The sequence below is a fragment of the Streptomyces sp. NPDC059002 genome, from assembly GCF_042740435.1.
Taxonomy (GTDB): Bacteria; Actinomycetota; Actinomycetes; order Streptomycetales; family Streptomycetaceae; genus Streptomyces.
Genome location: NZ_JBHYJI010000040.1, coordinates 1 through 22,395, shown reverse-complemented (window position 1 = coordinate 22,395; position 22,395 = coordinate 1). Strand labels below are relative to the sequence as shown.

Here is a 22,395-nt window from a genome sequence, read left to right as displayed (position 1 = left end):
GGCCCCGGGCCGCGTCCCCCTAGAATCGGCGGACGCGCGCCGCCCCCCCCGGTTGGGGGGCGCGCTTCGTCGTGCGCAAGAAGACGTCGTGCGCAAGAAGACGTCGTACGCAAGAACGCGGCGTACGGAAGAAGACGTCGCCACGAGGACGCCGCGGCGGCCCGAACACGCCTTGCCCGGTGCCCCGTTCGCATGGTCGGCTTGCCCCCATGTCGGTACGCAGCGAACGCGAAGGCCCGGTCACCACCATCGTGCTGTCCCGCCCCGCCGCGCGGAACGCCGTCGACGGGCCCACCGCTCGCGCCCTCGCCGACGCCTTCCGCGCCTTCGACGCCGACCCGGACGCCTCCGTCGCCGTCCTGTGGGGCGAGGGCGGCACGTTCTGCGCGGGCGCCGACCTCAAGGCGATCGGCACCCCGGACGGCAACGAGGTGACGGAGGACGGGGACGGCCCCATGGGCCCCAGCCGGATGGTCCTGTCCAAGCCGGTGATCGCGGCGATCTCAGGACATGCCGTCGCGGGCGGGCTCGAACTCGCCCTCTGGTGCGATCTGCGGGTCGCGGAGGAGGACGCCGTACTCGGGGTGTTCTGCCGCCGCTGGGGCGTTCCGCTCATCGACGGCGGCACGGTGCGGCTGCCCCGTCTCATCGGCGAGGGCCGCGCCCTCGACCTGATCCTCACGGGCCGTCCGGTGGGCGCCGCGGAGGCGCTCGGCATGGGCCTGGTCAACCGGACCGTACCCACTGGCACGTCCCGCGCCGCGGCCGAGGCGCTGGCCGCCGAGATCGCCGCGTTCCCGCAGACCTGCCTGCGGCACGACAGGATCTCCCTGCTCGAACAGGGCGGACTGCCCGAACGCGAGGCGATGGCGGGCGAGTTGAGGCACGGTCTGCGCTCCCTGGCCGAGGCGGCCGAGGGCGCCGCCCGGTTCGCGGCGGGAGCGGGACGGCACGGGGCGTTCACGGACCGCTGAGCACGATCCGGGATCGCCGTCGGCGCGCGCAGAGCCCTCCGTCAGCCCTGCGCACCTGCTGGCTCCGCCCCCGTCAGCCCCGTCAGTCCTGCCCCGCGACAGGCTCCAGGAACTGCATGTCCAGCTGGATCTTCACGACCTCGCCGAGCAGCCCCGGTGCGAAGTCGAGCCCGAACTCGCTGCGGCGGATCTCGCCCGACGCCTCGAACCCCGCGTGCCTGCGCTCCTGTCCGGGGAAGCCCTCGACGCCGCCGAACTCCACGGCCAGCGTCACCGGCCTCGTCACGTCGCCGATGGTCAGTTCGCCCGCCATGCTCCACTCCTCGCCCGCACCCTGGATCACGGTCGAACGGAAGGTCATCGTCGGGCGCTTCTCGACATCGAGCAGGTCCGACGCGCGGACGTGCGCGTCCCGGTCCTTGTTGCTGGTGTCGATCGAGGCCAGCGCGATGGTGGCCGTCACCGACGAGGTCCCGGCGCTCTCGCCCACCACCAACTCGGCCTGCACGTCGGCGAAGCGGCCCCGCACCTTGGAGATCCCGAGGTGGCGGATGGAGAAGGTGACGGCGGAGTGGAAGGGCTCGATCTCCCAGCGGCCCGCGGCCAGTGGCAGCGAGGGGAGGGCGGCGGAGTTCGTGTCGGCCGCTTCGGAGGTGTTGGTCGTTTCGAGAGTCATGCGCCCACCTTGGGGCGCGCCCCGGTGGTGAGGAAGGCCGAGCCGGTGCTGGTAGTGACAGGGCCACGATCCGCCCCGCACCCGGCTGGTACGTTCGCACCGTGAGCGACAACGAGCTGGGCGTCTTCCTGCGTGCGCGCCGGGAGGCCGTGACCCCCACCGAGGTGGGCCTGCCCAGCGGCCCCCGCCGCCGCACCCCCGGACTGCGCCGTTCCGAGGTCGCGACCCTCGCCGGGATCAGCGTCGAATACCTCACCCGCCTCGAACAGGGCAGGGACCGCCACCCGTCCCCCCAGGTGCTCGCCGCGCTCGCGGACACGCTGCGCCTGACCTTCGAGGAGCGCATCCATCTGCGCCGCCTGGAGAAGGAGATGGGGTCCGGGCACCCCTGCTGCCCGGCCGCGGTGCCGCCCGCCGACTCGGTCCGCCCCACCGTGCGGGCCATCCTGGACAGCCTGGAGCCCACGCCCGCCGTGCTGCTCAACCGCCTCGCCGACGTGCTCGCCTGCACGAGCGGCTACCGGCGGATCGTCGCCCCGTTCGGGGTGCTGGACGGCGAGCGGCCCAACCTCGCCCGGTTCGTCTTCACCGACGAGCGGGCCCGCGCCGCCTACCCCGAGTGGGACCGGGTCGCCGACGGCCTGGTCGGGCACCTCAAGACCGAGTCCATGCTCGACGACCCGCATGTCAGGGGATTCTCCGACGAGTTGACGATCCTCGCGGGCGCCCCGTTCGCCGATCGTGTCGCGGGTGCGCCCACGCTGCCCCGGCGCAGCGGCGTCGAGCGGATCACCCACCCCGAGGAGGGCGGGCTCCGGCTCTCGTACGAGACGCTGGCGCTGCCCGACACGGACCCGCAGCGCCTGATCGTCTACGGTCCTGCCGACGAGGCCACGGCCGCCGCCCTCGACCGGCTCGACGGCCGGCGCCCCGGCGGCCTGCACGCCGTCAGCGGCTGAGTCACGGCAGGCCGAGCTCCGCCGCGTACGGCGGCTCCGCGCCCGCCCGCGAGCAGGTGACCGCCGCCGCGCGCGCCGCGAACCGCAGCACCTGCGACCAGCCGTCGGCGTCCAGCACGTCCAGGGCGTCGGGGGACAGCGCGTCCCGCGCCGCGAGGCCGTGCAGCAGGGCCGCGTTGACGGTGTCGCCCGCGCCGATCGTGTCCACCACGTCGACCGGCTCGCCCGGCACCCGCAGCTCGACGCCGCCCCGCGTGTGCACCGCGAGGCCGTCGCCGCCGTGTGTGACCACCACGGCCGCGGGCCCCGACGCCAGCCACTCCCGCGGCGTGCCGCCGAGCCAGTCGGCGTCCTCCCGCGACAGCTTGAGCAGCGATACCGAGGGCAGCCAGCCCTTGAACCGTGCGCGATAGGCGTCCGCGTCGGGGATCAGACCCGTGCGTACGTTGGGGTCGAGCATCGTGAAGATCCCGCGCGCCGCCGCGCGCCGCATCAGTTCCTCGTATGCGCTCGCGCCCGGTTCCAGGGCGAGCGAGCAGGTGCCGAACGACATCGCCCGTACGCTGTCGGGGAGTTGAAGGGGCGCTTCGAAGAGCCGGTCGGCGGTGCCGTCGACGTAGAAGGAGTAGCCCGCCGAGCCGTCCGCGCCGATCGAGGCGACGGCGAGCGTCGTCGGCTCGGGGCCCCGCTGGACGTACGACAGATCGACACCGGCCGTCCGCAGCCCGTCGAGCAGCGCCTCGCCGAAGGCGTCCCGCGAGACGCGCGAGCAGAAGGCGACGGGGGAGCCGATCCTGCCGAGCGCCACGGCGGTGTTGTACGGGCCGCCGCCGAGCCGGGGGGAGAGCGGGGCAAGGGCGGCCGCGCCCGCCGGATGCGCCCTCTGCGGAACGAGGTCGATCAGGGCCTCTCCTGCGACGACTATCACGGGTGGTTCCTCTCGGGCTCGGCGTCCCGCTCAGGCTAGGGCGTGCGCAGGCCCTGGGCCGGAAGCGGGCAGCACTCGGGCACGCCCACGCCCGACACGGGCGGAATGGCTCGCACCGGTATGGTCTGATCCGTCACAGACGCACCTGTACGCCCCTGACCTGTGGAGACACCATGTCCGGCACGCCCCATGCCCGCCGCACCATGCTGCGGGCCGCCGCTCTCGCCCCGGCCGTCGGGCTCGGGCTCACCGCCTGCTCGACCGGCGGCGACGGCGGGTCGAACCGGTCGGCGCCCACCGCGCCGGTGGACCTCGGCACGGCCGACGAGGTGAAGGTGGGGGCCTCGAAGCTGTACACCGACCAGAACGTGGTCGTCAGCCGGATCTCCGAGGACGAGTACAAGGCGTTCAGCACGATCTGCACCCACGCGCGGTGCCCGATCAACAAACTGGAGGGGCACAAGCTCATCTGCCCCTGCCACGGCAGCCAGTTCGACGCCACGAACGGCAAGGTGCTGCACGAGCCGGCCGTCGCGCCGCTGCACGAACTGCCGGTGAAGGTCGAGAAGGGCAAGATCGTCGCGGGCCCCGAGAAGGCCTGAGACCCGAGAGCGGCGGGCGCCCCACGGGCCGGACCCGCTACTCCCAGTCCCACTCGATGCCCAGGATCCCCGCCCGCACCTGGGGCTCCACCAGGTGCACCGAGCGGTGGCTGCCGCTCAGCGTCAGCTCCTGGCGGTTGCTGCGCGGCGCGGCGGCCGAGTGCTGGGCGAAGCGGTGGCACCGTACGGGCAGCGCCTGTTCGTCGAAGCGGACCTGCAGCGCGTACTGGCCGCCCGCGTAGGTGAAGCCGCGCAGATACTCGGTGGCCACGCCCGCCGTGCCGTCCTCGAAGCCGTAGCCGAACAGATGCGTGTCCCCGGCGCGCAGCCGCGCGTCGAAGAGCAGCTCGGCGACGAGCACCCCGGTGCCCTGGTGCCAGCGCACGCGCCCCGTACGGCAGTTCTCCAGGGCGCGCACGGCGATCCGGTCGGGCACGCAGCCCGGGTCGCCGTGGTGGATGGCCACATAGCGGTCCACGCCGTCCCGGTGGGCGCGCACGATGTGCTGCGACTCGCGGCCGAGCAGCTCGCGCCGCGCCCCGATCCGCAGCCGCTCGTGCTGGCCGATGGTGTGCAGGCCGCCGTCGACGGGGGAGCCGAGCTCGTCGAGCAGGGCGCGCAGGACGTCGGACGCCTCCACCAGGGAGCGGTACGAACGGGCGGCCGGGCGTTCCCCTTCGGCGCGCCCGGACGGCGGGGCGAGCAGCCGGATCAGGGATTCCTCCGGGAGCCGCAGGATCTCCTCCAGGGCGCGTACGGCCCGCAGCGACTCGGCGCGCTGGGGGCGGCGTGCGCCCTGCTGCCAGTAACTCAGGCTCGTCACGCCGACGTTGACCCCGTGCCGTGCCAGATGGTGCCGGACGCGCTGCAGGGGAAGCCGCCGCGCGGCGATGGCGGTGCGCAGCGCGACATGGAACGGTCCTGTGCGCAGGGCCGCCTCCAGGGCCGCGGGCGCACCGCCGCCTTCGTCCCCGTCCTTCGCTTCGTCGGCGAGCCGTGTGCCGTGCCGCAAGATGGACCCCTTCTGTGAACGTTCACTTATGCCGTACCGGCGTTCGCGCCGGTCGGAGCGGGTTGCCAGGTCGGCGCACGGCCCGTGTTCACATCCGTACGCCGCCGTTCACGTTCCAAGTCACCCCGCATTGAAGCGTGTTGACCTGCACCCGACAACACTCGATGCTCAATCGCAAGCGTCCGGACGCGCTCCTCCAACCCCACCCCGCTCGGGAGGAACGCGATGCGCCACCCACTCAGCAGGAGCAGCAGCCCCGGCAGACGGAGACGTCTCTCCGCACTCGCCGTCGTCGCGGCCGCGCTCTTCACCGCACCCACAGCGACGGCCGCGGCCGCTCCGCCCGAACCCGCACCCGCCCGCCCCGCGACGACCGCGACGGCCGCCGCCGACCCGTCCGTACTCGCCGCCAAACGCCTGAACATCACCATGCAGGCACAGCAGAAGACCAACTGGTGCTGGGCGGCGGCCGGCAACACGATCGCCACCTTCCTGGGCCGCAACTACAGCCAGAACCAGTTCTGCAACGCCGCCTTCGGGCGCAACCAGAACACCGAGTGCCCCAACAACCAGGCCACGCTCGGCAATGTGCAGACCGGCCTGCGCTGGGCGGGCATCAACCCCGGCTCGTACGTCACGGGCTGGCTGCGCTACCCGACCGTGAAGGCCGAGATCGACGCGGGCCGCCCGGTCGAGACCCGCATCCAGTGGTCCAACGGCGGCGGCCACATGCACGTCCTCTACGGCTACGACGACGCCAACAGCTGGGTCTACTGGGGCGACCCCTGGCCCTCCAACGACCGCTACAACTGGGCGTCGCACGCCTGGTACGTCGACAACAACACCTTCTCCTGGACCCACTCGCTCTACCGGATCGGGGCGTGAGAGCGATGAACCGTGAGCTTGCCCGACGCCTCCTGAAGGCCGCCGTCGCCGGTTCCGCCGCGACCCTCGCACTCGGCCTCGCGGCCCCGGCCGCCTCCGCCGACTCCGGCCCCGGCGCACCCTCGGCGGCCTCCCGCGACGCCGCGCACAAGGCGGCCGCGGCGCCCGGCACCCTCGACACGCTCTCCCGCTTCTTCGCGCGTGAGGGAGCGGTCACCAGGGCCGCGGCCGACCCGCGCGTCCAGGGCGACGCCGTGCCCGTGTACTACCTGTCCCCGGACTTCGTCGCGGGCAAGAAGGGCGCGCCGATCGCCCGCCTGGAGTTCCTCGCCAGCAAGGCGGTCTCCTCCGACGGCCAGGAAGCGTCCCTGTGGACCGTCGAACAGGGCAGCTCCTGGCAGGTCGTGAACATCGCCACCGGCGACGACGAGACCCACTACGCGCGCGTGGGCGCAGAGAAGGCCCCCGGAGGCACCGTCTTCCACGAGCCGCAGATCAACGCCTGGTACGTACGCGACCACGCGCGCGTGCTGCCGCTCGACAAGGACGCGGTGCGCGCCGTGGGCGCCGAAGGCACCTCGGTCGCCGCCTACCGCAAGCGCGTGCAGAAGGAGTACGGCGACAAGCTGCCGGGCTCCGCCTACGAGAAGTCGGGCAAGGCGGGCGGCTTCGCCGAGCAGCCCGCCCCGGCCGCCGACAAGGCCGCGACCGGCGCGCAGGACCAGGCCGCGTCGTCCTCACAGGTCCCGGTCACGGTGGCCTCCTCCGTCGCCGGAGCCGGGGCACTGGTCGCCCTCGGCCTGTCGGGAGCGGCGGCACTGAGGCGCCGGGGGAGGCGCCAGGTGTGAGGCGCCGGTGAACCGGTGAAACCGTCCCCCACCCTTTTAAGGGTGGGGGACGGTAACCACCCATCACCAAGGACAACGCCCACCCCGCGCCCCGCATCGGCCGCCGCGCACGAGCCGCCCCGCACGCCACCCCCGCCCTCAGCCCTGCGGACATCGGACTGTCAGCCCCCGCCAGTAGGCTGTCCGACATGGCCGACCCTTCCAGCTACCGCCCCAAGCCGGGACAGATCCCCGACGCTCCGGGGGTCTACAAATTCCGCGACGAGCACCGCCGGGTGATCTACGTCGGGAAGGCCAAGAGCCTGCGCCAGCGCCTGGCCAACTACTTCCAGGACCTGGCCAATCTCCACCCGCGCACGCGCTCCATGGTGACCACCGCAGCCTCCGTCGAGTGGACGGTGGTGAGCACGGAGGTCGAGGCGCTCCAGCTGGAGTACTCCTGGATCAAGGAGTTCGACCCCCGGTTCAACGTCAAGTACCGCGACGACAAGAGCTATCCGTACCTCGCGGTGACGATGAACGAGCAGTTCCCGCGCGTGCAGGTGATGCGCGGCGCGAAGAAGAAGGGCGTGCGCTACTTCGGTCCGTACGGCCACGCGTGGGCGATCCGCGACACCGTCGATCTTCTGCTGCGCGCCTTTCCCGTACGCACGTGCTCCGCGGGCGTGTTCAAGAACGCGGCCCGCACCGGCCGCCCCTGCCTCCTCGGTTACATCGGCAAGTGCTCGGCGCCCTGCGTGGAGCGCGTCAGCCCCGAGGAGCACCGCCAACTCGCCGAGGACTTCTGCGACTTCATGGCGGGCCGCACGGGGACGTACATCCGCCGTCTGGAACGGCAGATGGCGGACGCGGCCGAGGAGATGGAGTACGAGCGTGCGGCGCGCCTGCGCGACGACATCGAGGCGCTCAAGAAGGCGATGGAGAAGAGCGCCGTCGTGCTCGCCGACGCCACGGACGCCGACCTGATCGCGCTGGCCGAGGACGAGCTCGAAGCCGCCGTGCAGATCTTCCACGTCCGGGGCGGGCGGGTGCGCGGCCAGCGCGGCTGGGTCACCGACAAGGTCGAGGCGGTCACCAGCGGCGACCTCGTCGAGCACGCGCTCCAGCAGCTGTACGGCGAGGAGAGCGGCGACGCCGTGCCCAAGGAGGTGCTCGTCCCCGCCCTGCCGGAGCCGATAGAGCCGGTCCAGGAGTGGCTGACCGAGCGCCGCGGGGCGAACGTCTCGCTACGCATCCCGCAGCGTGGCGACAAGAAGGCCCTCATGGAGACCGTCGCGCGCAACGCACAGCAGTCCCTCGTCCTGCACAAGACCAAGCGCGCCTCCGACCTCACCACGCGCTCGCGCGCCCTGGAGGAGATCGCCGCCGCCCTGGATCTTGACAGCGCCCCGCTGCGCATCGAGTGCTACGACATCTCGCACCTCCAGGGCGACGACGTGGTGGCGTCGATGGTCGTCTTCGAGGACGGCCTCGCCAGGAAGAGCGAGTACCGCCGCTTCCAGATCAAGGGCTTCGAGGGCCAGGACGACGTCCGCTCCATGCATGAAGTGATCACGCGTCGCTTCAAGCGCTACCTCGCCGAGAAGGAGAAGACGGGGGAATGGGTGGACGAGGAGACCGGGGAGATCGCCGATACCGGTCCCACCGAGGAGGACGGGCGTCCCAAGCGCTTCGCGTACCCGCCCCAGCTCGTCGTGGTCGACGGCGGCCAGCCGCAGGTCGCGGCCGCCCAGAAGGCGCTCGACGAGCTCGGCATCGACGACGTCGCGGTCTGCGGCCTCGCCAAGCGCCTTGAGGAGGTCTGGGTCCCCGACGAGGACGACCCGGTCATCCTGCCGCGCACCAGCGAGGGCCTCTACCTCCTTCAGCGGGTGCGTGACGAGGCACACCGTTTCGCCATCACCTATCAGCGCACGAAGCGCGCCAAGCGCTTCAAGGCGGGGCCGCTCGACGCCGTGCCGGGCCTCGGCGACGCGCGCAAGCAGACACTGATCAAGCACTTCGGTTCGGTGAAGAAGCTTCGATCCGCGACAATCGACCAGATCTGCGAGGTGCCGGGCATAGGCCGCAAGACGGCCGAGGCCATCGTGGTGGCCCTCGCCCAGGTGGCACCCGCCGCACCCGCCGTGAACACGGCGACCGGAGAGATCATGGAAGAGGAGGAGCCCGTGACCGCGGGCACCTCGGAGGAACGACGGGGGCAGGAGACATGAGCGAGCACGACGAAGGTGGAGAGCAAGTGAGTACGGGCACGCCCATCGAGACGCCGGCGGTACCCGACGCCGCGATCCCGGAGCTGGTGATCATCTCCGGCATGTCGGGCGCCGGGCGCAGCACGGCTGCCAAGTGCCTGGAAGACCTCGGCTGGTTCGTGGTCGACAACCTGCCGCCCGCGCTGATCCCCACCATGGTGGAGCTCGGCGCCCGCTCGCAGGGCAACGTGGCCCGCATCGCGGTGGTCGTCGACGTCCGCGGCAGGCGCTTCTTCGACAACCTCCGCGATTCCCTCGCCGAGCTGGAGTCGAAGAACGTCACGCGCCGCATCGTCTTCCTGGAGTCCTCGGACGAGGCCCTGGTCCGCCGCTTCGAGTCGGTGCGCAGGCCGCACCCGCTGCAGGGCGACGGACGCATCGTCGACGGCATCGAGGCCGAGCGCGACCTGCTGCGCGAGCTGCGCGGCGACGCGGACCTGGTGATCGACACCTCCAGCCTGAACGTGCACGAGCTGCGCGCCAAGATGGACGCCCAGTTCGCGGGCGAGGAGGAGCCCGAGCTGCGGGCCACCGTCATGTCGTTCGGCTTCAAGTACGGCCTGCCGGTCGACGCCGACCTGGTCGTGGACATGCGCTTCCTGCCGAACCCGCACTGGGTCCCCGAGCTGCGCCAGTACACCGGCCAGAACGAGGAGGTGGCGGCGTACGTCTTCAACCAGCCGGGCGCCAAGGAGTTCCTCGACCGGTACGCGGAGCTGCTCCAGCTCATCGCCGCGGGCTACCGCCGCGAGGGCAAGCGGTACGTGACGATCGCGGTCGGCTGCACGGGCGGCAAGCACCGCTCCGTCGCCATGTCGGAGAAGCTCGCGGCGCGCCTCGCGTCCGAGGGCGTGGAGACCGTCATCGTTCACCGGGACATGGGGCGCGAGTGAAGCCCAACCGCCGATCCGTCCGCCTGAGCCGGCTGGGCCGCAAGCGGGGCGCCCAGCCGAAGGTGGTCGCGCTCGGCGGGGGCATGGGCCTGTCGGCCTCGCTCGCCTCGCTGCGCCGGATCACCGGAGCCGGAGATCTCACCGCCGTCGTCACGGTCGCCGACGACGGCGGCTCCAGCGGCCGCCTGCGCGCCGAGCTCGGCGTGCTGCCGCCCGGTGACCTGCGTAAGGCCCTCGCGGCGCTGTGCGGGGACGACGACTGGGGCCAGACCTGGTCCCGGGTCATCCAGCACCGCTTCCAGTCCAAGGGCGATCTGCACGAGCACGCGGTCGGCAATCTCCTGATCGTCGCCCTGTGGGAGCAGCTCGGCGACCACGTGCAGGCGCTCGACCTGGTCGGCCGCCTGCTCGGCGCGCAGGGCAGGGTGCTGCCCATGTCGGCCGTGCCGCTCGAGCTCCAGGCCCTGGTCAAGGGGCACGACCCGGAGCGGCCCGACGACGTGGACACGGTGCGGGGGCAGGCCACGGTCGCCCTCACCCCGGGCGAGGTGCAGTCCGTGCACGTCGTCCCGCACGACCCGCCGGCCGTCCCCGAGGCGGTCGCCGCCGTCCTCGACGCGGACTGGGTGGTGCTCGGCCCGGGTTCCTGGTTCTCCTCGGTGATCCCGCATCTGCTGGTCCCCGAACTCCTCGACGCGCTGGGCGAGACGAAGGCCCGCAAGGTCCTCTCGCTCAACCTCGCCCCGCAACCCGGAGAAACCGAAGGCTTCTCTCCGCAGCGTCATTTGGAGGTTTTGGCCCGACACGCCCCTAAACTCGCCCTGGACGTGGTGCTGGCCGACGAGGCCGCCGTGCCCGATCGTGAGTCACTGACCGATGCCGCGAAGCGGTTCGGCGCCACGGTCGAGCTGGCGCCGGTGGCCCGGCCCGACGGGACTCCTAGGCACGATCCGGAGCTCCTGGCAGCCGCGTACGACCGTATTTTTCGGATGCATGGAAGGATCGGCCCATGGCGATGACGGCAGCGGTGAAGGACGAGATCTCCCGGCTCCCCGTCACCCGGACCTGCTGCAGGAAGGCAGAGGTCTCGGCGATCCTGCGGTTCGCGGGCGGCCTTCACCTGGTGAGCGGCCGCATCGTGATCGAGGCGGAGCTGGACACCGCGATGGCGGCACGACGCCTCAAGCGGGACATCCTGGAGATCTTCGGGCACAGCTCGGAGCTGATCGTGATGGCGCCCGGCGGGCTGCGGCGCGGCTCGCGCTATGTCGTCCGGGTGGTCGCGGGCGGCGACCAGCTGGCCCGCCAGACGGGCCTCGTGGACGGCCGCGGCCGTCCCATCAGGGGGCTGCCGCCGCAGGTGGTCTCGGGGGCCACCTGTGACGCCGAGGCGGCCTGGCGTGGGGCGTTCCTCGCGCACGGTTCGCTCACCGAGCCGGGGCGCTCCTCCTCCCTGGAGGTGACCTGCCCGGGCCCGGAGGCCGCGCTCGCCCTGGTCGGCGCGGCCCGCAGGCTGCAGATCGCGGGCAAGGCGCGCGAGGTGCGCGGCGTGGACCGTGTCGTCGTGCGCGACGGGGACGCGATCGGCGCGCTGCTCACCCGGCTCGGCGCGCACGAGTCGGTGCTCGCCTGGGAGGAGCGGCGGATGCGGCGCGAGGTGCGCGCCACCGCCAACCGCCTGGCCAACTTCGACGACGCGAACCTGCGCCGCTCGGCCCGTGCGGCCGTCGCCGCGGGCGCCCGGGTGCAGCGCGCCCTGGAGATCCTCGGCGACGAGGTGCCCGAGCACCTCGCGGCCGCGGGCCGGCTGCGCATGGAGCACAAGCAGGCATCGCTCGAGGAGCTGGGCGCGCTCGCCGACCCGGCGCTGACCAAGGACGCGGTCGCGGGCCGGATCCGCCGCCTGCTCGCCATGGCCGACAAGCGCGCCCAGGACCTGGGCATTCCGGGCACGGAGTCGAACCTGGGCGAGGAGCTCGCGGACAGCCTCGCCGACAACATGGCGGTCTGAGCCGACCGCATGGCGGTCCGCGCCGGCAGCGGGGCGGTCTGATCCCGCTCGTCACATACGTCTCATCGGCCGCCGGTGTCCCACAGGGCACCGGCGGCCTACGTATGCCCGTCTTGAACGCTCCTTGTCCCCCTTCCCGCCGTATTGACATGATCATGAAGTGTCACGAGCCTGGCGTCCGCGCACACATGTGCCGGACAACCGCAAGGGGGGCTCATGAGACGAAGAGCGAGCGCGAGATCGGTTCTCGCGGCCAGCGCACTGCTCGTCGGCGGTCTCGCCGCCGCACCGCACGCCCAGGCCAGTGGCTCCGCGAAGCCGACCGCCGACGATCCGGCGGCCGTGAAGGTGTACGAGGCCGACGTCACCAAGAAGCAGATACCGATCCTCATCGAGGCGGGCCAGGACGCCCGTGAACTCGCCGGACAGGCGCCCGAGCGCGGCACCGCCCGCGTCGAGGTCTATCTGACCGAGGGCCAGGCCAAGGCGGTCGAGCGCCAGGGCGTGGAGCTCAGCGAGCAGAAGGTGTCCGCGGCGACACAGAAGCGGCTCAAGGCCGCGGGGGACGGCGTCTTCCGGCCGTACAGCGGAAAGGGCGGGCTCCAGGAGGAGATCGTCAAGACCGGACAGGCCCACCCCGACCTCACCAAGGTCGTCTCCATCGGCAAGACGCTCCAGGGCAAGGACATCCTCGCGCTCAAGCTCTCCAAGGGCGCCAAGAAGACCAAGGACGGCTCCAAGCCGTCCACGCTCTACATGTCCAACCAGCACGCCCGCGAGTGGATCACCCCCGAGATGACCCGCCGCCTGATGCACCACTACCTCGACAATTACGGCAAGGACAAGCGCATCACCAAGCTCGTGAACTCCACCGAGCTGTGGTTCGTGCTCTCCGCCAACCCCGACGGCTACGACTTCACCCACGCCGCCAACGGCAACCGCCAGTGGCGCAAGAACCTCCGCGACGTCAACGGTGACGGCACGATCGCCCCGGGCGACGGCGTCGACCTCAACCGCAACTTCGCCTACAAGTGGGGCTACGACAACGAGGGTTCGTCCCCGGAGTCCTCGAACGAGACCTACCGCGGCACCGGACCGATGTCCGAGCCCGAGACCAGGGCGATGGACCGCTTCCAGAAGCGCATCGGCTTCACGTACGGCATCAACTACCACTCCGCGGCCGAACTGATCCTCTACGGAGTGGGCTGGCAGGTCGCCACGCCCACCCCCGACGACGTCCTCTACCGGGCCCTCGCCGGCACCCCCGAGAAGCCCGCGATCCCGGGCTACCACCCGCAGGTCTCCTCCGAGCTCTACACCACCAACGGTGAGGCCGACGGGCACGCGGGCAACGTGAACGGCATCTCGATGTTCACGCCGGAGATGTCCACCTGCCAGACCGCGTCGAACATCGACCCGAACGACGCGTGGAAGCCCGAGGACTGCGCCTCCGTCTTCACCTTCCCCGACGACGAGAAGCTGATCCAGCAGGAGTTCGCGAAGAACGTCCCCTACGCGCTCGCCGTCGCCGAGACCGCACTCCACCCCGACCAGCCGGTCTCCGTCACCGGCATCGAGGCCCCGGACTTCACCCCCGACGCCTTCACCACGTCGTACGCGCGCGGCGGCGACCAGGAAGTCGCCGTCACCGCACGCAAGTCGGTGCGCGACAAGGAGCTCAACTACCGCATCAACGGCGGCCGTACGCAGGGCGGCGACGTCAGCCCCTGGAAGGGCGGCGAGACCTACGGCGGCGACGACAACATCCACTTCGACCAGTACCGCGCCGAGGTCGAGGGCGCGCGCGTGGGCGACAAGGTCGAGGTCTGGTTCACCGGCCGTACGAAGAAGGGCCGCACCGAGAGCGAGCACTTCACGTACACCGTGGCCGAACGCCCCAAGGCGAACACGCTCGTGGTGGCCGAGGAGGGCGCGACGGCCACCCAGACCCAGAAGTACGTCGACGCCGTGACGGCCAACGGCCGCTCGGCCGCCGTCTGGGACGTCGCCAAGCAGGGCGCACCCCACCCGCTCGGCATCCTGTCGCACTTCGACGCGGTCGTGCACTACACCGGTGACCCCGTCCCCGGCGCACCCACCCAACTCGCCCTGCGCGCCTACCTGAACGAGGGCGGCAAGCTCATCGAGTCCGGCGAGCGCACCGGCGGCAACGTCGATCTGGGCGAGGCCCTCACCGACGACTTCGCGCAGTACTACCTCGGCGCGTACGAGCGTCTCCCGGCGCCCGGCGTCACCGGCTTCGCCGGCAGCGGCGCGCTGAACGGAGTGAACACCCCGCTCGCCGCCGCCGACACCAACCCGCTCGACAAGGCGGGCCGCTTCACCGTCACCTCCGACAATCTGCCCGCCAAGCAGTTCCCGCAGTTCACGAGCGCGGCGGCGGGCTCCTATCCCGGCCTCACCAACCCCTACGCGCCCTTCGAGGGCCAGGGCATGGCCTCGGCCACCCACGCCGACCAGGACTGGAAGCGGCTCACCCGCACCATCGACCTGACCGGTGTCACGGCCGCCGACAAGCCCGAGCTGCGCCTCGCGCTCAACTGGAACCTGGAGACCGGCTACGACCACGGGGTCCTGGAGGCGCACACCACGGGCGCCGACGACTGGACGACGCTCCCGGACAAGAACGGCAACTCCAAGGCCACCGTGCCCGCCGAGTGCGAGGCCGGGTTCTTCATCAACGGCCATCCGTTCCTGCGCCACTACCTGACCCCCGGCGCGCCCGCCTGCACGGCCTCCGGCACCACCGGCTCCTGGAACAGCTTCACCGGCTCCTCCGGCGGCTGGCAGCCGGTCGCCTTCGACCTCGCCGCCTACGCGGGCAAGAAGATCGAGGTCTCCCTCAGCGCCATCACCGACCCGTCCAGCGGAGGCCGCGGCCTCTTCGCCGACAACGCCCAGCTGGTCGTCGGCGGCGACGTGAAGGAGACCGAGGGATTCGAGTCCTCGCTCGGCTCCTGGACCGTCGCTCCGCCCCCGGCCGGAAGCCCCAATATCACAGGCGACTGGGCCCGGACCGGCGAGCTCTACACGTCCCATGCGGCGGTCACAGCGCGTGACAGCGTGCTGCTCGGCTTCGGGTTCGAGCACATCCCCGGAAAGGCCGAAAGGGCCGCTCTTATGGGCGCCTCCCTGGCACATCTGCGCGGCTGACGCTGCGTAATCGGGACCAAGGTCCCGGCGGCCCGTATTCCTACTGGGGGGTACGGGCCGCAGTGCCGCATACGGCCCCTCTCGATGTCACTTCAGAGCCCTTGGAGAGGTAGGGTCGGAGGCGGTCGGGGACATCCCATACAACTCGCCGGCGTCTAAAACCGGCGTACCAACGAGGAGATCGGTTCGTGACGATCCGCGTAGGCATCAACGGCTTTGGCCGCATCGGTCGTAACTACTTCCGCGCGCTGCTCGAGCAGGGTGCGGACATCGAGATCGTGGCTGTCAACGACCTGGGTGACACCGCGACCACCGCTCACCTGCTGAAGTACGACACCATCCTGGGCCGCCTCAAGGCCGAGGTGTCGCACACCGAGGACACCATCACCGTCGACGGTCACACCATCAAGGTGCTGTCCGAGCGCAACCCCGCCGACATCCCGTGGGGCCAGCTGGGCGTCGACATCGTGATCGAGTCCACGGGCATCTTCACGAAGAAGGCCGACGCCGAGAAGCACATCGCCGGCGGCGCCAAGAAGGTCCTCATCTCGGCTCCGGCCAAGGACGAGGACATCACCATCGTGATGGGCGTCAACCAGGACAAGTACGACGCGGCCAACCACCACGTCATCTCCAACGCCTCCTGCACCACCAACTGCGTGGCGCCGATGGCGAAGGTTCTCGACGAGAACTTCGGCATCGTCAAGGGCCTGATGACCACGGTCCACGCGTACACCAACGACCAGCGCATCCTGGACTTCCCGCACTCGGACCTGCGCCGCGCCCGCGCCGCCGCCGAGAACATCATCCCGACCACGACCGGTGCCGCGAAGGCCACCGCTCTGGTCCTGCCCCAGCTCAAGGGCAAGCTCGACGGCATCGCCATGCGCGTCCCGGTCCCGACCGGATCGGCCACCGACCTGGTCGTCGACCTGCAGCGCGAGGTCACCAAGGACGAGGTCAACGCCGCGTTCAAGAAGGCCGCCGACGACGGCGCCCTCAAGGGCATCCTCTTCTACACCGAGGACCCGATCGTGTCGTCCGACATCGTCAGCGACCCGGCCTCCTGCACCTTCGACTCCTCCCTGACCATGGTCCAGGAGGGCAAGACGGTGAAGATCCTCGGCTGGTACGACAACGAGTGGGGCTACTCCAACCGTCTCGTCGACCTTACGGTCTTCGTCGGCGGTCAGCTCTAAGCACCAGAGCAGGCACCCAGATGTGAGCACAGGGTCCGGACCGCGCAACGCCGCGCTCTCCGGGCCCTGTTGCGCGTCCGCCCTCCCAAGGAGTCCAGGAGTCCAGCAGTGAAGACGATCGACGAACTTCTCGCCGAAGGGGTCGAAGGCAAGCGGGTCTTCGTCCGCGCCGACCTCAATGTGCCGCTCGCCGACGGCACCATCACCGACGACGGCCGCATCCGTGCCGTCCTGCCGACCGTGAAGGCCCTCGCCGGCGCGGGCGCCAAGGTCGTCGTCGCCTCGCACCTCGGCCGCCCCAAGGGCGCCCCGGACCCCGCCTTCTCGCTGCTGCCCGCCGCCGAGCGGCTCGGTGAACTCCTGGGCGCGCCCGTCGCGTTCGCGCAGGACACCGTCGGCCCCGCCGCGCACGACGCGGTCGACGGCCTGCAGCCCGGCCAGGTCGCCGTCATCGAGAACCTCCGCTTCAACGCGGGCGAGACCAGCAAGGACGACACCGAGCGCGGCGAGTTCGCCGACCGCCTCGCCGCCCTCGCCGACGTCTACGTGGGCGACGGCTTCGGCGCCGTGCACCGCAAGCACGCGTCCGTGTACGACCTGCCGGGCAAGCTGCCGCACTACGCGGGCTACCTGATCGCCACCGAGGTCGGCGTCCTGAAGAAGCTCACCGACGAGGTCAAGCGGCCCTACGCCGTGGTCCTCGGCGGCGCCAAGGTCTCCGACAAGCTCGGTGTGATCGACCACCTCCTGGAGAAGGCCGACCGCATCCTCATCGGCGGCGGCATGGCGTACACCTTCCTCAAGGCGCAGGGCCACGAGGTCGGCATCTCCCTCCTCCAGGAGGACCAGATCCCGGCGGTGCTCGGCTACCTCAAGCGCGCCGAGGAGAAGGGCGTCGAGTTCGTGCTCCCCGTCGACGTCCTGGTCTCGCCGGACTTCCCGGACCTGAAGACCAAGGCCCCGGCCAACCCCACCACGGTCGCCGCGGACGCCATCCCGGCCGACCAGGAGGGTCTCGACATCGGTCCGGAGACCCGTAAGCTCTACGCCTCGAAGCTCGCCGACGCGGCCACCGTCTTCTGGAACGGGCCGATGGGCGTCTTCGAGCACCCCGACTACGCCGAGGGCACCAAGGCGGTCGCCCAGGCCCTCCTCGACTCCCCGGCCTTCACGGTCGTCGGCGGTGGCGACAGCGCCGCGGCCGTCCGGATCCTGGGCTTCGACGAGAACGCATTCGGCCACATTTCCACCGGCGGCGGCGCCTCCCTCGAATACCTCGAGGGCAAGACGCTCCCCGGCCTCGCGGCACTGGAGAACTGACACCTGATGACTACGCGCACCCCGCTGATGGCGGGCAACTGGAAGATGAACCTCAACCACCTCGAGGCCATCGCCCACGTCCAGAAGCTGGCCTTCGCCCTGGCCGACAAGGACTACGAGGCCTGCGAGGTCGCCGTCCTGCCGCCCTTCACCGACCTGCGCTCCGTGCAGACGCTGGTGGACGGCGACAAGCTCAAGATCAAGTACGGCGCCCAGGACATCTCGGCGCAGGACTCCGGTGCCTACACCGGCGAGATCTCGGGCCCGATGCTGACCAAGCTGAAGTGCACCTACGTCGCCGTGGGCCACTCCGAGCGGCGCCAGTACCACAACGAGACCGACGAGATCTGCAACGCCAAGGTGAAGGCCGCCTACAAGCACGGCCTGACCCCGATCCTCTGCGTCGGCGAGGGCCTGGACATCCGCAAGGCGGGACAGCAGGTCCAGTACACGCTGAACCAGATCGACGGCGGCCTCAAGGACGTCCCGGCCGAGCAGGCCGAGTCCATCGTCATCGCGTACGAGCCGGTCTGGGCGATCGGCACCGGCGAGGTCGCGACCCCCGAGGACGCGCAGGAGGTCTGCGGAGCGATCCGCGGCCGTCTCGCCGAGCTGTACTCGCAGGAGCTCGCCGACAAGGTGCGCATCCAGTACGGCGGCTCCGTGAAGTCCGGCAACGTCGCGGCGATCATGGCGCAGCCCGACGTGGACGGCGCCCTGGTGGGCGGCGCGGCGCTCGACGCCGACGAGTTCGTCAAGATCGTCCGCTTCCGCGACCAGTGAGTATGCGCTAGCGGCAATACGTCGTACCCTTGCGGGGGCCGGGCGGCTTCGGTTATCCGAGGCTCCGGCCCCCGTCGTCGATACAGAGTCGATTCAGATCCGAGGAAGTTGGTCCAGCCGTGGTTATGGGGTTCTCGATCGCCCTGATCGTCTTCAGCCTGCTGATGATGCTGCTGGTGCTGATGCACAAGGGCAAGGGCGGCGGTCTCTCCGACATGTTCGGTGGCGGCATGCAGTCGTCCGTCGGTGGCTCCTCCGTCGCCGAGCGCAATCTCGACCGCATCACCGTCGTGGTCGGTCTGCTGTGGTTCGCGTGCATTGTCGCGCTGGGCCTCCTGATGAAGGCGAACAACTAGCGCCAGGCACTGTCCGCTTGTCCGGTGCGCGCCCGCGTGCGCGGCTTATCATGGGGCTTGCGTCCGAGGGTGGGGTGTAACTCCCAACACTGGACGCGCGTTGGGCCTTACGTAAACTGAGGCGCCCGCAGCAGCACCATCACGCAGGGAGTTACGACCGTGGCAAGTGGCAACGCGATCCGAGGAAGTCGGGTCGGGGCGGGGCCGATGGGCGAGGCCGAGCGCGGTGAGTCCGCGCCGCGACTGCGCATCTCCTTCTGGTGCTCCAACGGGCACGAGACGCAGCCGAGCTTCGCCAGCGACGCGCAGGTTCCCGATACTTGGGACTGTCCCCGCTGCGGCTTTCCGGCCGGTCAGGACCGGGACAACCCGCCGGACCCGCCGCGCACCGAGCCGTACAAGACGCATCTGGCGTATGTGCGCGAGCGGCGCAGCGACGCGGACGGCGAGGCGATCCTCGCGGAGGCGCTCGCCAAACTGCGGGGCGAGATCTAGTACTTGAGGACCGGCCGGGCACCGAGAAGGTGTCCGGCCGGTTTCTTATGTCGGTACGTGTGCGGACAGACAGTTTCAGACATCTCATACCGCTCTCTGATCGATTAGGTTGGAGGGTGCAGCGGGGCCATTGACGTACGCAGGTACGAGAGAAAGCTGAAGTCCGAGATGAACGCAGAAAGCCGCGCCAGGCTCAATCAGACTCCCGAGTGGACGGCGCTCGCCAAGCATCGTGAGCAGCTCGGGGAGGTGCAGCTGCGCGAGCTGTTCGCCGGGGACCCGACGCGCGGTACGGCGTACACCCTCCAGGTCGGCGACCTGCACATCGACTACTCCAAGCATCTCGTCACCGGCGAGACGCTGACGCTTCTCCGTGAGCTGGCCGCCGCGACCGACGTCTTCGGTCTGCGGGACGCCATGTTCCGCGGCGAGAAGATCAACACGACCGAGGGCCGCGCCGTCCTGCACACCGCGCTGCGCGCTCCGCTGGGCGCCGTGATCGAGGTCGACGGCGAGAACGTGGTGCCCGCGGTGCACGCCGTCCTCGACAAGATGAGCGCCTTCTCGGAGCGGATCCGCTCCGGCGAGTGGACCGGGCACACCGGCAGGCGCATCAAGAACGTCGTCAACATCGGCATCGGCGGCTCCGACCTCGGTCCCGCGATGGCGTACGAGGTGCTGCGCTCCTTCACCGACCGCGACCTCACGGTCCGCTTCGTGTCGAACGTGGACGGGGCCGACCTGCACGAGGCCGTGCGGGACCTGGACGCGGCGGAGACGCTGTTCATCGTCGCCTCCAAGACCTTCACCACCATCGAGACGATCACGAACGCCACGTCGGCGCGGAACTGGCTCCTCACCGAGCTGGGGGCCGGCGAGGAAGCCGTCGCCAAGCACTTCGTGGCCCTGTCGACGAACGAGGAGAAGGTCTCCGCGTTCGGCATCGACCCGGCCAACATGTTCGAGTTCTGGGACTGGGTCGGCGGCCGCTACTCGTACGACTCGGCGATCGGTCTCTCCCTGATGATCGCCATCGGCCCGGACCGCTTCCGCGAGATGCTCGACGGCTTCCACCTCGTCGACGAGCACTTCCGGACCGCGCCCGCCGAGTCCAACGTGCCGTTGCTGATGGGCCTGTTGGGCATCTGGTACGGCAACTTCCACGACGCCCAGTCGCACGCGGTCCTGCCGTACTCGCACTACCTCTCCAAGTTCACCGCGTACCTCCAGCAGCTGGACATGGAGTCCAACGGCAAGTACGTCGGCCGTGACGGCGAGCAGGTCGACTGGCAGACCGGGCCGGTCGTCTGGGGGACGCCCGGCACCAACGGCCAGCACGCGTACTACCAACTCATCCACCAGGGCACGAAGTTGATCCCGGCGGACTTCATCGGCTTCGCCGAGCCCGTCGCCGATCTGCTGCCGGGCCTGGTCGCCCAGCACGACCTCCTGATGGCCAACTTCTTCGCGCAGACGCAGGCGTTGGCGTTCGGCAAGACGCCCGACGAGGTGCGTGCCGAGGGCGTCGCGGAGGAGCTCGTCCCGCACAAGACGTTCAAGGGCAACCACCCGACGACGACGATCCTCGCGAAGTCGCTGACCCCCTCGGTCCTCGGGCAGCTCATCGCGCTCTACGAGCACAAGGTGTTCGTGCAGGGCGCCGTGTGGAACATCGACTCCTTCGACCAGTGGGGCGTCGAGCTCGGCAAGGTCCTCGCCAAGCGTGTCGAGCCCGCGCTCACCGAGGGCGTGGAGGTGCCGGACCTGGACGGCTCCACGACGGCGCTGGTCGCCAAGTACCGGGACCTGCGCGGCCGTTGATCCGCCCGGTTCGTTGAACCCCGGGCGTTAATCGGATGCGGGCGCCCCGTCCGGCGGGTGACACTGCTTCGGCTCTGTCACCCGCCGGGAGGGACCCCGTCATGGACCAGCTGCTCGCCGCGCTCGCCGACCCCGAGAGACTCCGGCTGTACGCGCGCATAGTCCTCGACGAACTCCCGCCCCGCGAGGAGGACTCACCCGTCGCCCGCAAGCACCTGGGGCGGCTGCTCTCCAACGGGCTCGTCGAGCGCCTCCCCGACGGATCCCTGCGCGCCGACCCCGCCGTCTTCCGGCGTGCACCAGACCCTGTCGACGCCTACGCCCACCCCACCGTGCCGCGCCGCCTCACCGGCTTCTTCTCGCACGGCCGCCTCACGGCCATCCCTGTACGCCCCGTCGTACGCCACGAACTCCTCGTCCACCTCACGGACACCCTCTTCGACGCCGACCGCAGCTACAGCGAGCGCGAGGTCAACGAAGCCTTCCGCACCGTCCACGACGACACCGCGGCCCTCCGCCGCCACTGCGTCACCGACGGCCTCCTGGTCCGCGAACGGGACGGCAGCGCTTACCGGCGCTGGTAGGGCGGCCGGGCTCACCCGAATGGGCCGCGGGTGGCCGTTCCCGCTGGTGAGCGGGGGAGCGGGCGGCAATTCTGACGGCAGGAGAGCCGCCTCGCCCCTCCGGAGAGAGCCCGCGATGTCCCAACCTCCCGTGTACCCGCCGCAGGGCGGCCCCCAGGGCTGGGCCACGCCGCCGCCCGTCCCGCCGCAGGGGAAGAAGCGGAGAAAGTGGCCCTGGGTCTTGTTGGGCGTGCTCATCCTGCTGGTGGGCGGCTGCACCGCACTCGTCGTGGGCATCGGCTACGAGGTCGACAAGGAGTCGAAGCGTGAGGTCACCGTGGAGTACGAGGTCACGGGTGACGCGAAGGGCGTCGCGATCGCGTACACGGCGTATGGCGACGGCAACCTGTCACAGAACCAGCTGAGCGACGTGGAACTGCCGTGGTCGAAGAAGCAGAAGACGAAGGGATTCGTGAAGGGCGGTGCCCTGGCTGTGACCATGGGGGCGTCCGGCGGCTCGGTGCGGTGCAAGGTCACCGTCGACGGCGCCACGCGTACGGCCACGGCCAGCGGGGCTTTCGCGACTGCCGTCTGCGACGGGTTCTGACCCGCCGTACGCAGGAGGGCCCCGCACCGGGTGGTGC

At 70.6% G+C, this 22,395-nt stretch carries 21 protein-coding genes; 18 read left to right on the top strand and 3 right to left on the bottom strand.

Annotated features, from left to right (window positions below; genetic code table 11):
- Positions 1 to 209 precede the first annotated feature (209 nt).
- Positions 210 to 974: a crotonase/enoyl-CoA hydratase family protein gene (locus ACFWZ2_RS29350; protein ID WP_384550704.1), complete on the top strand. Its 765-nt coding sequence runs from the start codon at positions 210 to 212 to the stop codon at positions 972 to 974.
- Positions 975 to 1,056: 82 nt separating this feature from the next.
- On the opposite strand, the gene ACFWZ2_RS29345 is transcribed toward ACFWZ2_RS29350, so the two are convergent.
- Positions 1,057 to 1,650 carry a YceI family protein gene (locus ACFWZ2_RS29345; protein ID WP_384550702.1) on the bottom strand — a complete coding sequence of 198 codons (594 nt, stop codon included), beginning with the start codon at positions 1,648 to 1,650 and terminating at the stop codon, positions 1,057 to 1,059.
- Positions 1,651 to 1,751: 101 nt separating this feature from the next.
- Here ACFWZ2_RS29345 and ACFWZ2_RS29340 point away from each other — a divergent pair, with 101 nt between their 5' ends.
- Positions 1,752 to 2,609: a helix-turn-helix transcriptional regulator gene (locus ACFWZ2_RS29340; protein ID WP_384550700.1), complete on the top strand. Its 858-nt coding sequence runs from the start codon at positions 1,752 to 1,754 to the stop codon at positions 2,607 to 2,609.
- A gap of 1 nt (position 2,610) precedes the next feature.
- Here ACFWZ2_RS29340 and ACFWZ2_RS29335 read toward each other — a convergent pair whose 3' ends face one another.
- A complete protein-coding gene (locus ACFWZ2_RS29335) occupies positions 2,611 to 3,537 on the bottom strand; it encodes a carbohydrate kinase (RefSeq protein ID WP_384550698.1) in 927 nt (308 codons plus the stop codon).
- 173 nt (positions 3,538 to 3,710) lie between these two features.
- Here ACFWZ2_RS29335 and ACFWZ2_RS29330 point away from each other — a divergent pair, with 173 nt between their 5' ends.
- Complete coding sequence (locus tag ACFWZ2_RS29330; RefSeq protein ID WP_384550696.1) at positions 3,711 to 4,139, top strand: Rieske 2Fe-2S domain-containing protein; 429 nt, start codon at positions 3,711 to 3,713, stop codon at positions 4,137 to 4,139.
- Positions 4,140 to 4,176: 37 nt separating this feature from the next.
- Here the strand turns inward: ACFWZ2_RS29330 and ACFWZ2_RS29325 are convergent, their stop codons facing one another.
- Complete coding sequence (locus tag ACFWZ2_RS29325) at positions 4,177 to 5,151, bottom strand: hypothetical protein (protein ID WP_384550694.1); 975 nt, start codon at positions 5,149 to 5,151, stop codon at positions 4,177 to 4,179.
- A gap of 225 nt (positions 5,152 to 5,376) precedes the next feature.
- On the opposite strand from ACFWZ2_RS29325, the gene ACFWZ2_RS29320 reads away from it, so the two are divergent.
- The 15 genes from ACFWZ2_RS29320 to ACFWZ2_RS29250 all read left to right on the top strand — a co-directional run bounded on the left by ACFWZ2_RS29320 (position 5,377) and on the right by ACFWZ2_RS29250 (position 22,358).
- Positions 5,377 to 6,036: a papain-like cysteine protease family protein gene (locus ACFWZ2_RS29320; protein ID WP_384550693.1), complete on the top strand. Its 660-nt coding sequence runs from the start codon at positions 5,377 to 5,379 to the stop codon at positions 6,034 to 6,036.
- A 5-nt stretch (positions 6,037 to 6,041) separates the two neighbouring features.
- Positions 6,042 to 6,884 (top strand): hypothetical protein, encoded by an 843-nt coding sequence (locus tag ACFWZ2_RS29315; RefSeq protein WP_384550691.1) that lies wholly within the window; start codon positions 6,042 to 6,044, stop codon positions 6,882 to 6,884.
- 188 nt (positions 6,885 to 7,072) lie between these two features.
- A complete protein-coding gene (uvrC, locus tag ACFWZ2_RS29310; protein WP_384550689.1) occupies positions 7,073 to 9,097 on the top strand; it encodes an excinuclease ABC subunit UvrC in 2,025 nt (674 codons plus the stop codon).
- The gene (rapZ, locus tag ACFWZ2_RS29305) at positions 9,094 to 10,029 is read left to right on the top strand and encodes an RNase adapter RapZ (RefSeq protein WP_384550687.1); all 936 of its coding nucleotides are present in this window, start codon (positions 9,094 to 9,096) and stop codon (positions 10,027 to 10,029) included. The genes uvrC and rapZ overlap by 4 nt, the downstream gene beginning before the upstream one ends.
- On the top strand, positions 10,026 to 11,048 hold the full coding sequence (yvcK, locus tag ACFWZ2_RS29300) for a uridine diphosphate-N-acetylglucosamine-binding protein YvcK (RefSeq protein WP_384550686.1): 1,023 nt from the start codon (positions 10,026 to 10,028) through the stop codon (positions 11,046 to 11,048). Before rapZ ends, yvcK begins: the two co-directional genes overlap by 4 nt.
- On the top strand, positions 11,039 to 12,040 hold the full coding sequence (whiA, locus tag ACFWZ2_RS29295; RefSeq protein WP_384550684.1) for a DNA-binding protein WhiA: 1,002 nt from the start codon (positions 11,039 to 11,041) through the stop codon (positions 12,038 to 12,040). Before yvcK ends, whiA begins: the two co-directional genes overlap by 10 nt.
- A gap of 216 nt (positions 12,041 to 12,256) precedes the next feature.
- Entirely contained in the window at positions 12,257 to 15,214 is a 2,958-nt protein-coding gene (locus ACFWZ2_RS29290; RefSeq protein ID WP_384550682.1) for a M14 family zinc carboxypeptidase, read from the top strand.
- Positions 15,215 to 15,402: 188 nt separating this feature from the next.
- A complete protein-coding gene (gap, locus tag ACFWZ2_RS29285; RefSeq protein WP_384550680.1) occupies positions 15,403 to 16,413 on the top strand; it encodes a type I glyceraldehyde-3-phosphate dehydrogenase in 1,011 nt (336 codons plus the stop codon).
- 108 nt (positions 16,414 to 16,521) lie between these two features.
- Complete coding sequence (locus ACFWZ2_RS29280) at positions 16,522 to 17,733, top strand: phosphoglycerate kinase (protein WP_384550678.1); 1,212 nt, start codon at positions 16,522 to 16,524, stop codon at positions 17,731 to 17,733.
- A gap of 6 nt (positions 17,734 to 17,739) precedes the next feature.
- A complete protein-coding gene (tpiA, locus tag ACFWZ2_RS29275; RefSeq protein WP_384550677.1) occupies positions 17,740 to 18,516 on the top strand; it encodes a triose-phosphate isomerase in 777 nt (258 codons plus the stop codon).
- 125 nt (positions 18,517 to 18,641) lie between these two features.
- Entirely contained in the window at positions 18,642 to 18,872 is a 231-nt protein-coding gene (secG, locus tag ACFWZ2_RS29270) for a preprotein translocase subunit SecG (protein ID WP_055702100.1), read from the top strand.
- Between the two features lie 159 nt (positions 18,873 to 19,031).
- A complete protein-coding gene (locus ACFWZ2_RS29265) occupies positions 19,032 to 19,367 on the top strand; it encodes an RNA polymerase-binding protein RbpA (protein WP_003957010.1) in 336 nt (111 codons plus the stop codon).
- Positions 19,368 to 19,535: 168 nt separating this feature from the next.
- Positions 19,536 to 21,188: a glucose-6-phosphate isomerase gene (gene pgi, locus ACFWZ2_RS29260; protein WP_384550675.1), complete on the top strand. Its 1,653-nt coding sequence runs from the start codon at positions 19,536 to 19,538 to the stop codon at positions 21,186 to 21,188.
- A gap of 101 nt (positions 21,189 to 21,289) precedes the next feature.
- Positions 21,290 to 21,772, top strand: coding sequence for a DUF2087 domain-containing protein (locus ACFWZ2_RS29255; protein WP_384550673.1), 483 nt, complete (start codon positions 21,290 to 21,292; stop codon positions 21,770 to 21,772).
- Positions 21,773 to 21,887: 115 nt separating this feature from the next.
- Entirely contained in the window at positions 21,888 to 22,358 is a 471-nt protein-coding gene (locus tag ACFWZ2_RS29250) for an MmpS family transport accessory protein (protein ID WP_384550671.1), read from the top strand.
- The last annotated feature ends 37 nt before the right edge of the window (positions 22,359 to 22,395 follow it).

Excerpts from the sequence above, each read along its gene's own strand:
- ACFWZ2_RS29345 (WP_384550702.1), bottom strand. The coding sequence starts at position 1,650 with ATGACTCTCGAAACGACCAACACCTCCGAAGCGGCCGACACGAACTCC.
- ACFWZ2_RS29250 (WP_384550671.1), top strand. The coding sequence starts at position 21,888 with ATGTCCCAACCTCCCGTGTACCCGCCGCAGGGCGGCCCCCAGGGCTGG.
- ACFWZ2_RS29320 (WP_384550693.1), top strand. The coding sequence starts at position 5,377 with ATGCGCCACCCACTCAGCAGGAGCAGCAGCCCCGGCAGACGGAGACGT.
- ACFWZ2_RS29290 (WP_384550682.1), top strand. The coding sequence starts at position 12,257 with ATGAGACGAAGAGCGAGCGCGAGATCGGTTCTCGCGGCCAGCGCACTG.
- ACFWZ2_RS29315 (WP_384550691.1), top strand. The coding sequence starts at position 6,042 with ATGAACCGTGAGCTTGCCCGACGCCTCCTGAAGGCCGCCGTCGCCGGT.
- uvrC (WP_384550689.1), top strand. The coding sequence starts at position 7,073 with ATGGCCGACCCTTCCAGCTACCGCCCCAAGCCGGGACAGATCCCCGAC.
- ACFWZ2_RS29330 (WP_384550696.1), top strand. The coding sequence starts at position 3,711 with ATGTCCGGCACGCCCCATGCCCGCCGCACCATGCTGCGGGCCGCCGCT.
- ACFWZ2_RS29255 (WP_384550673.1), top strand. The coding sequence starts at position 21,290 with ATGGACCAGCTGCTCGCCGCGCTCGCCGACCCCGAGAGACTCCGGCTG.
- secG (WP_055702100.1), top strand. The coding sequence starts at position 18,642 with ATGGGGTTCTCGATCGCCCTGATCGTCTTCAGCCTGCTGATGATGCTG.
- ACFWZ2_RS29350 (WP_384550704.1), top strand. The coding sequence starts at position 210 with ATGTCGGTACGCAGCGAACGCGAAGGCCCGGTCACCACCATCGTGCTG.
- whiA (WP_384550684.1), top strand. The coding sequence starts at position 11,039 with ATGGCGATGACGGCAGCGGTGAAGGACGAGATCTCCCGGCTCCCCGTC.
- pgi (WP_384550675.1), top strand. The coding sequence starts at position 19,536 with ATGAACGCAGAAAGCCGCGCCAGGCTCAATCAGACTCCCGAGTGGACG.
- rapZ (WP_384550687.1), top strand. The coding sequence starts at position 9,094 with ATGAGCGAGCACGACGAAGGTGGAGAGCAAGTGAGTACGGGCACGCCC.
- tpiA (WP_384550677.1), top strand. The coding sequence starts at position 17,740 with ATGACTACGCGCACCCCGCTGATGGCGGGCAACTGGAAGATGAACCTC.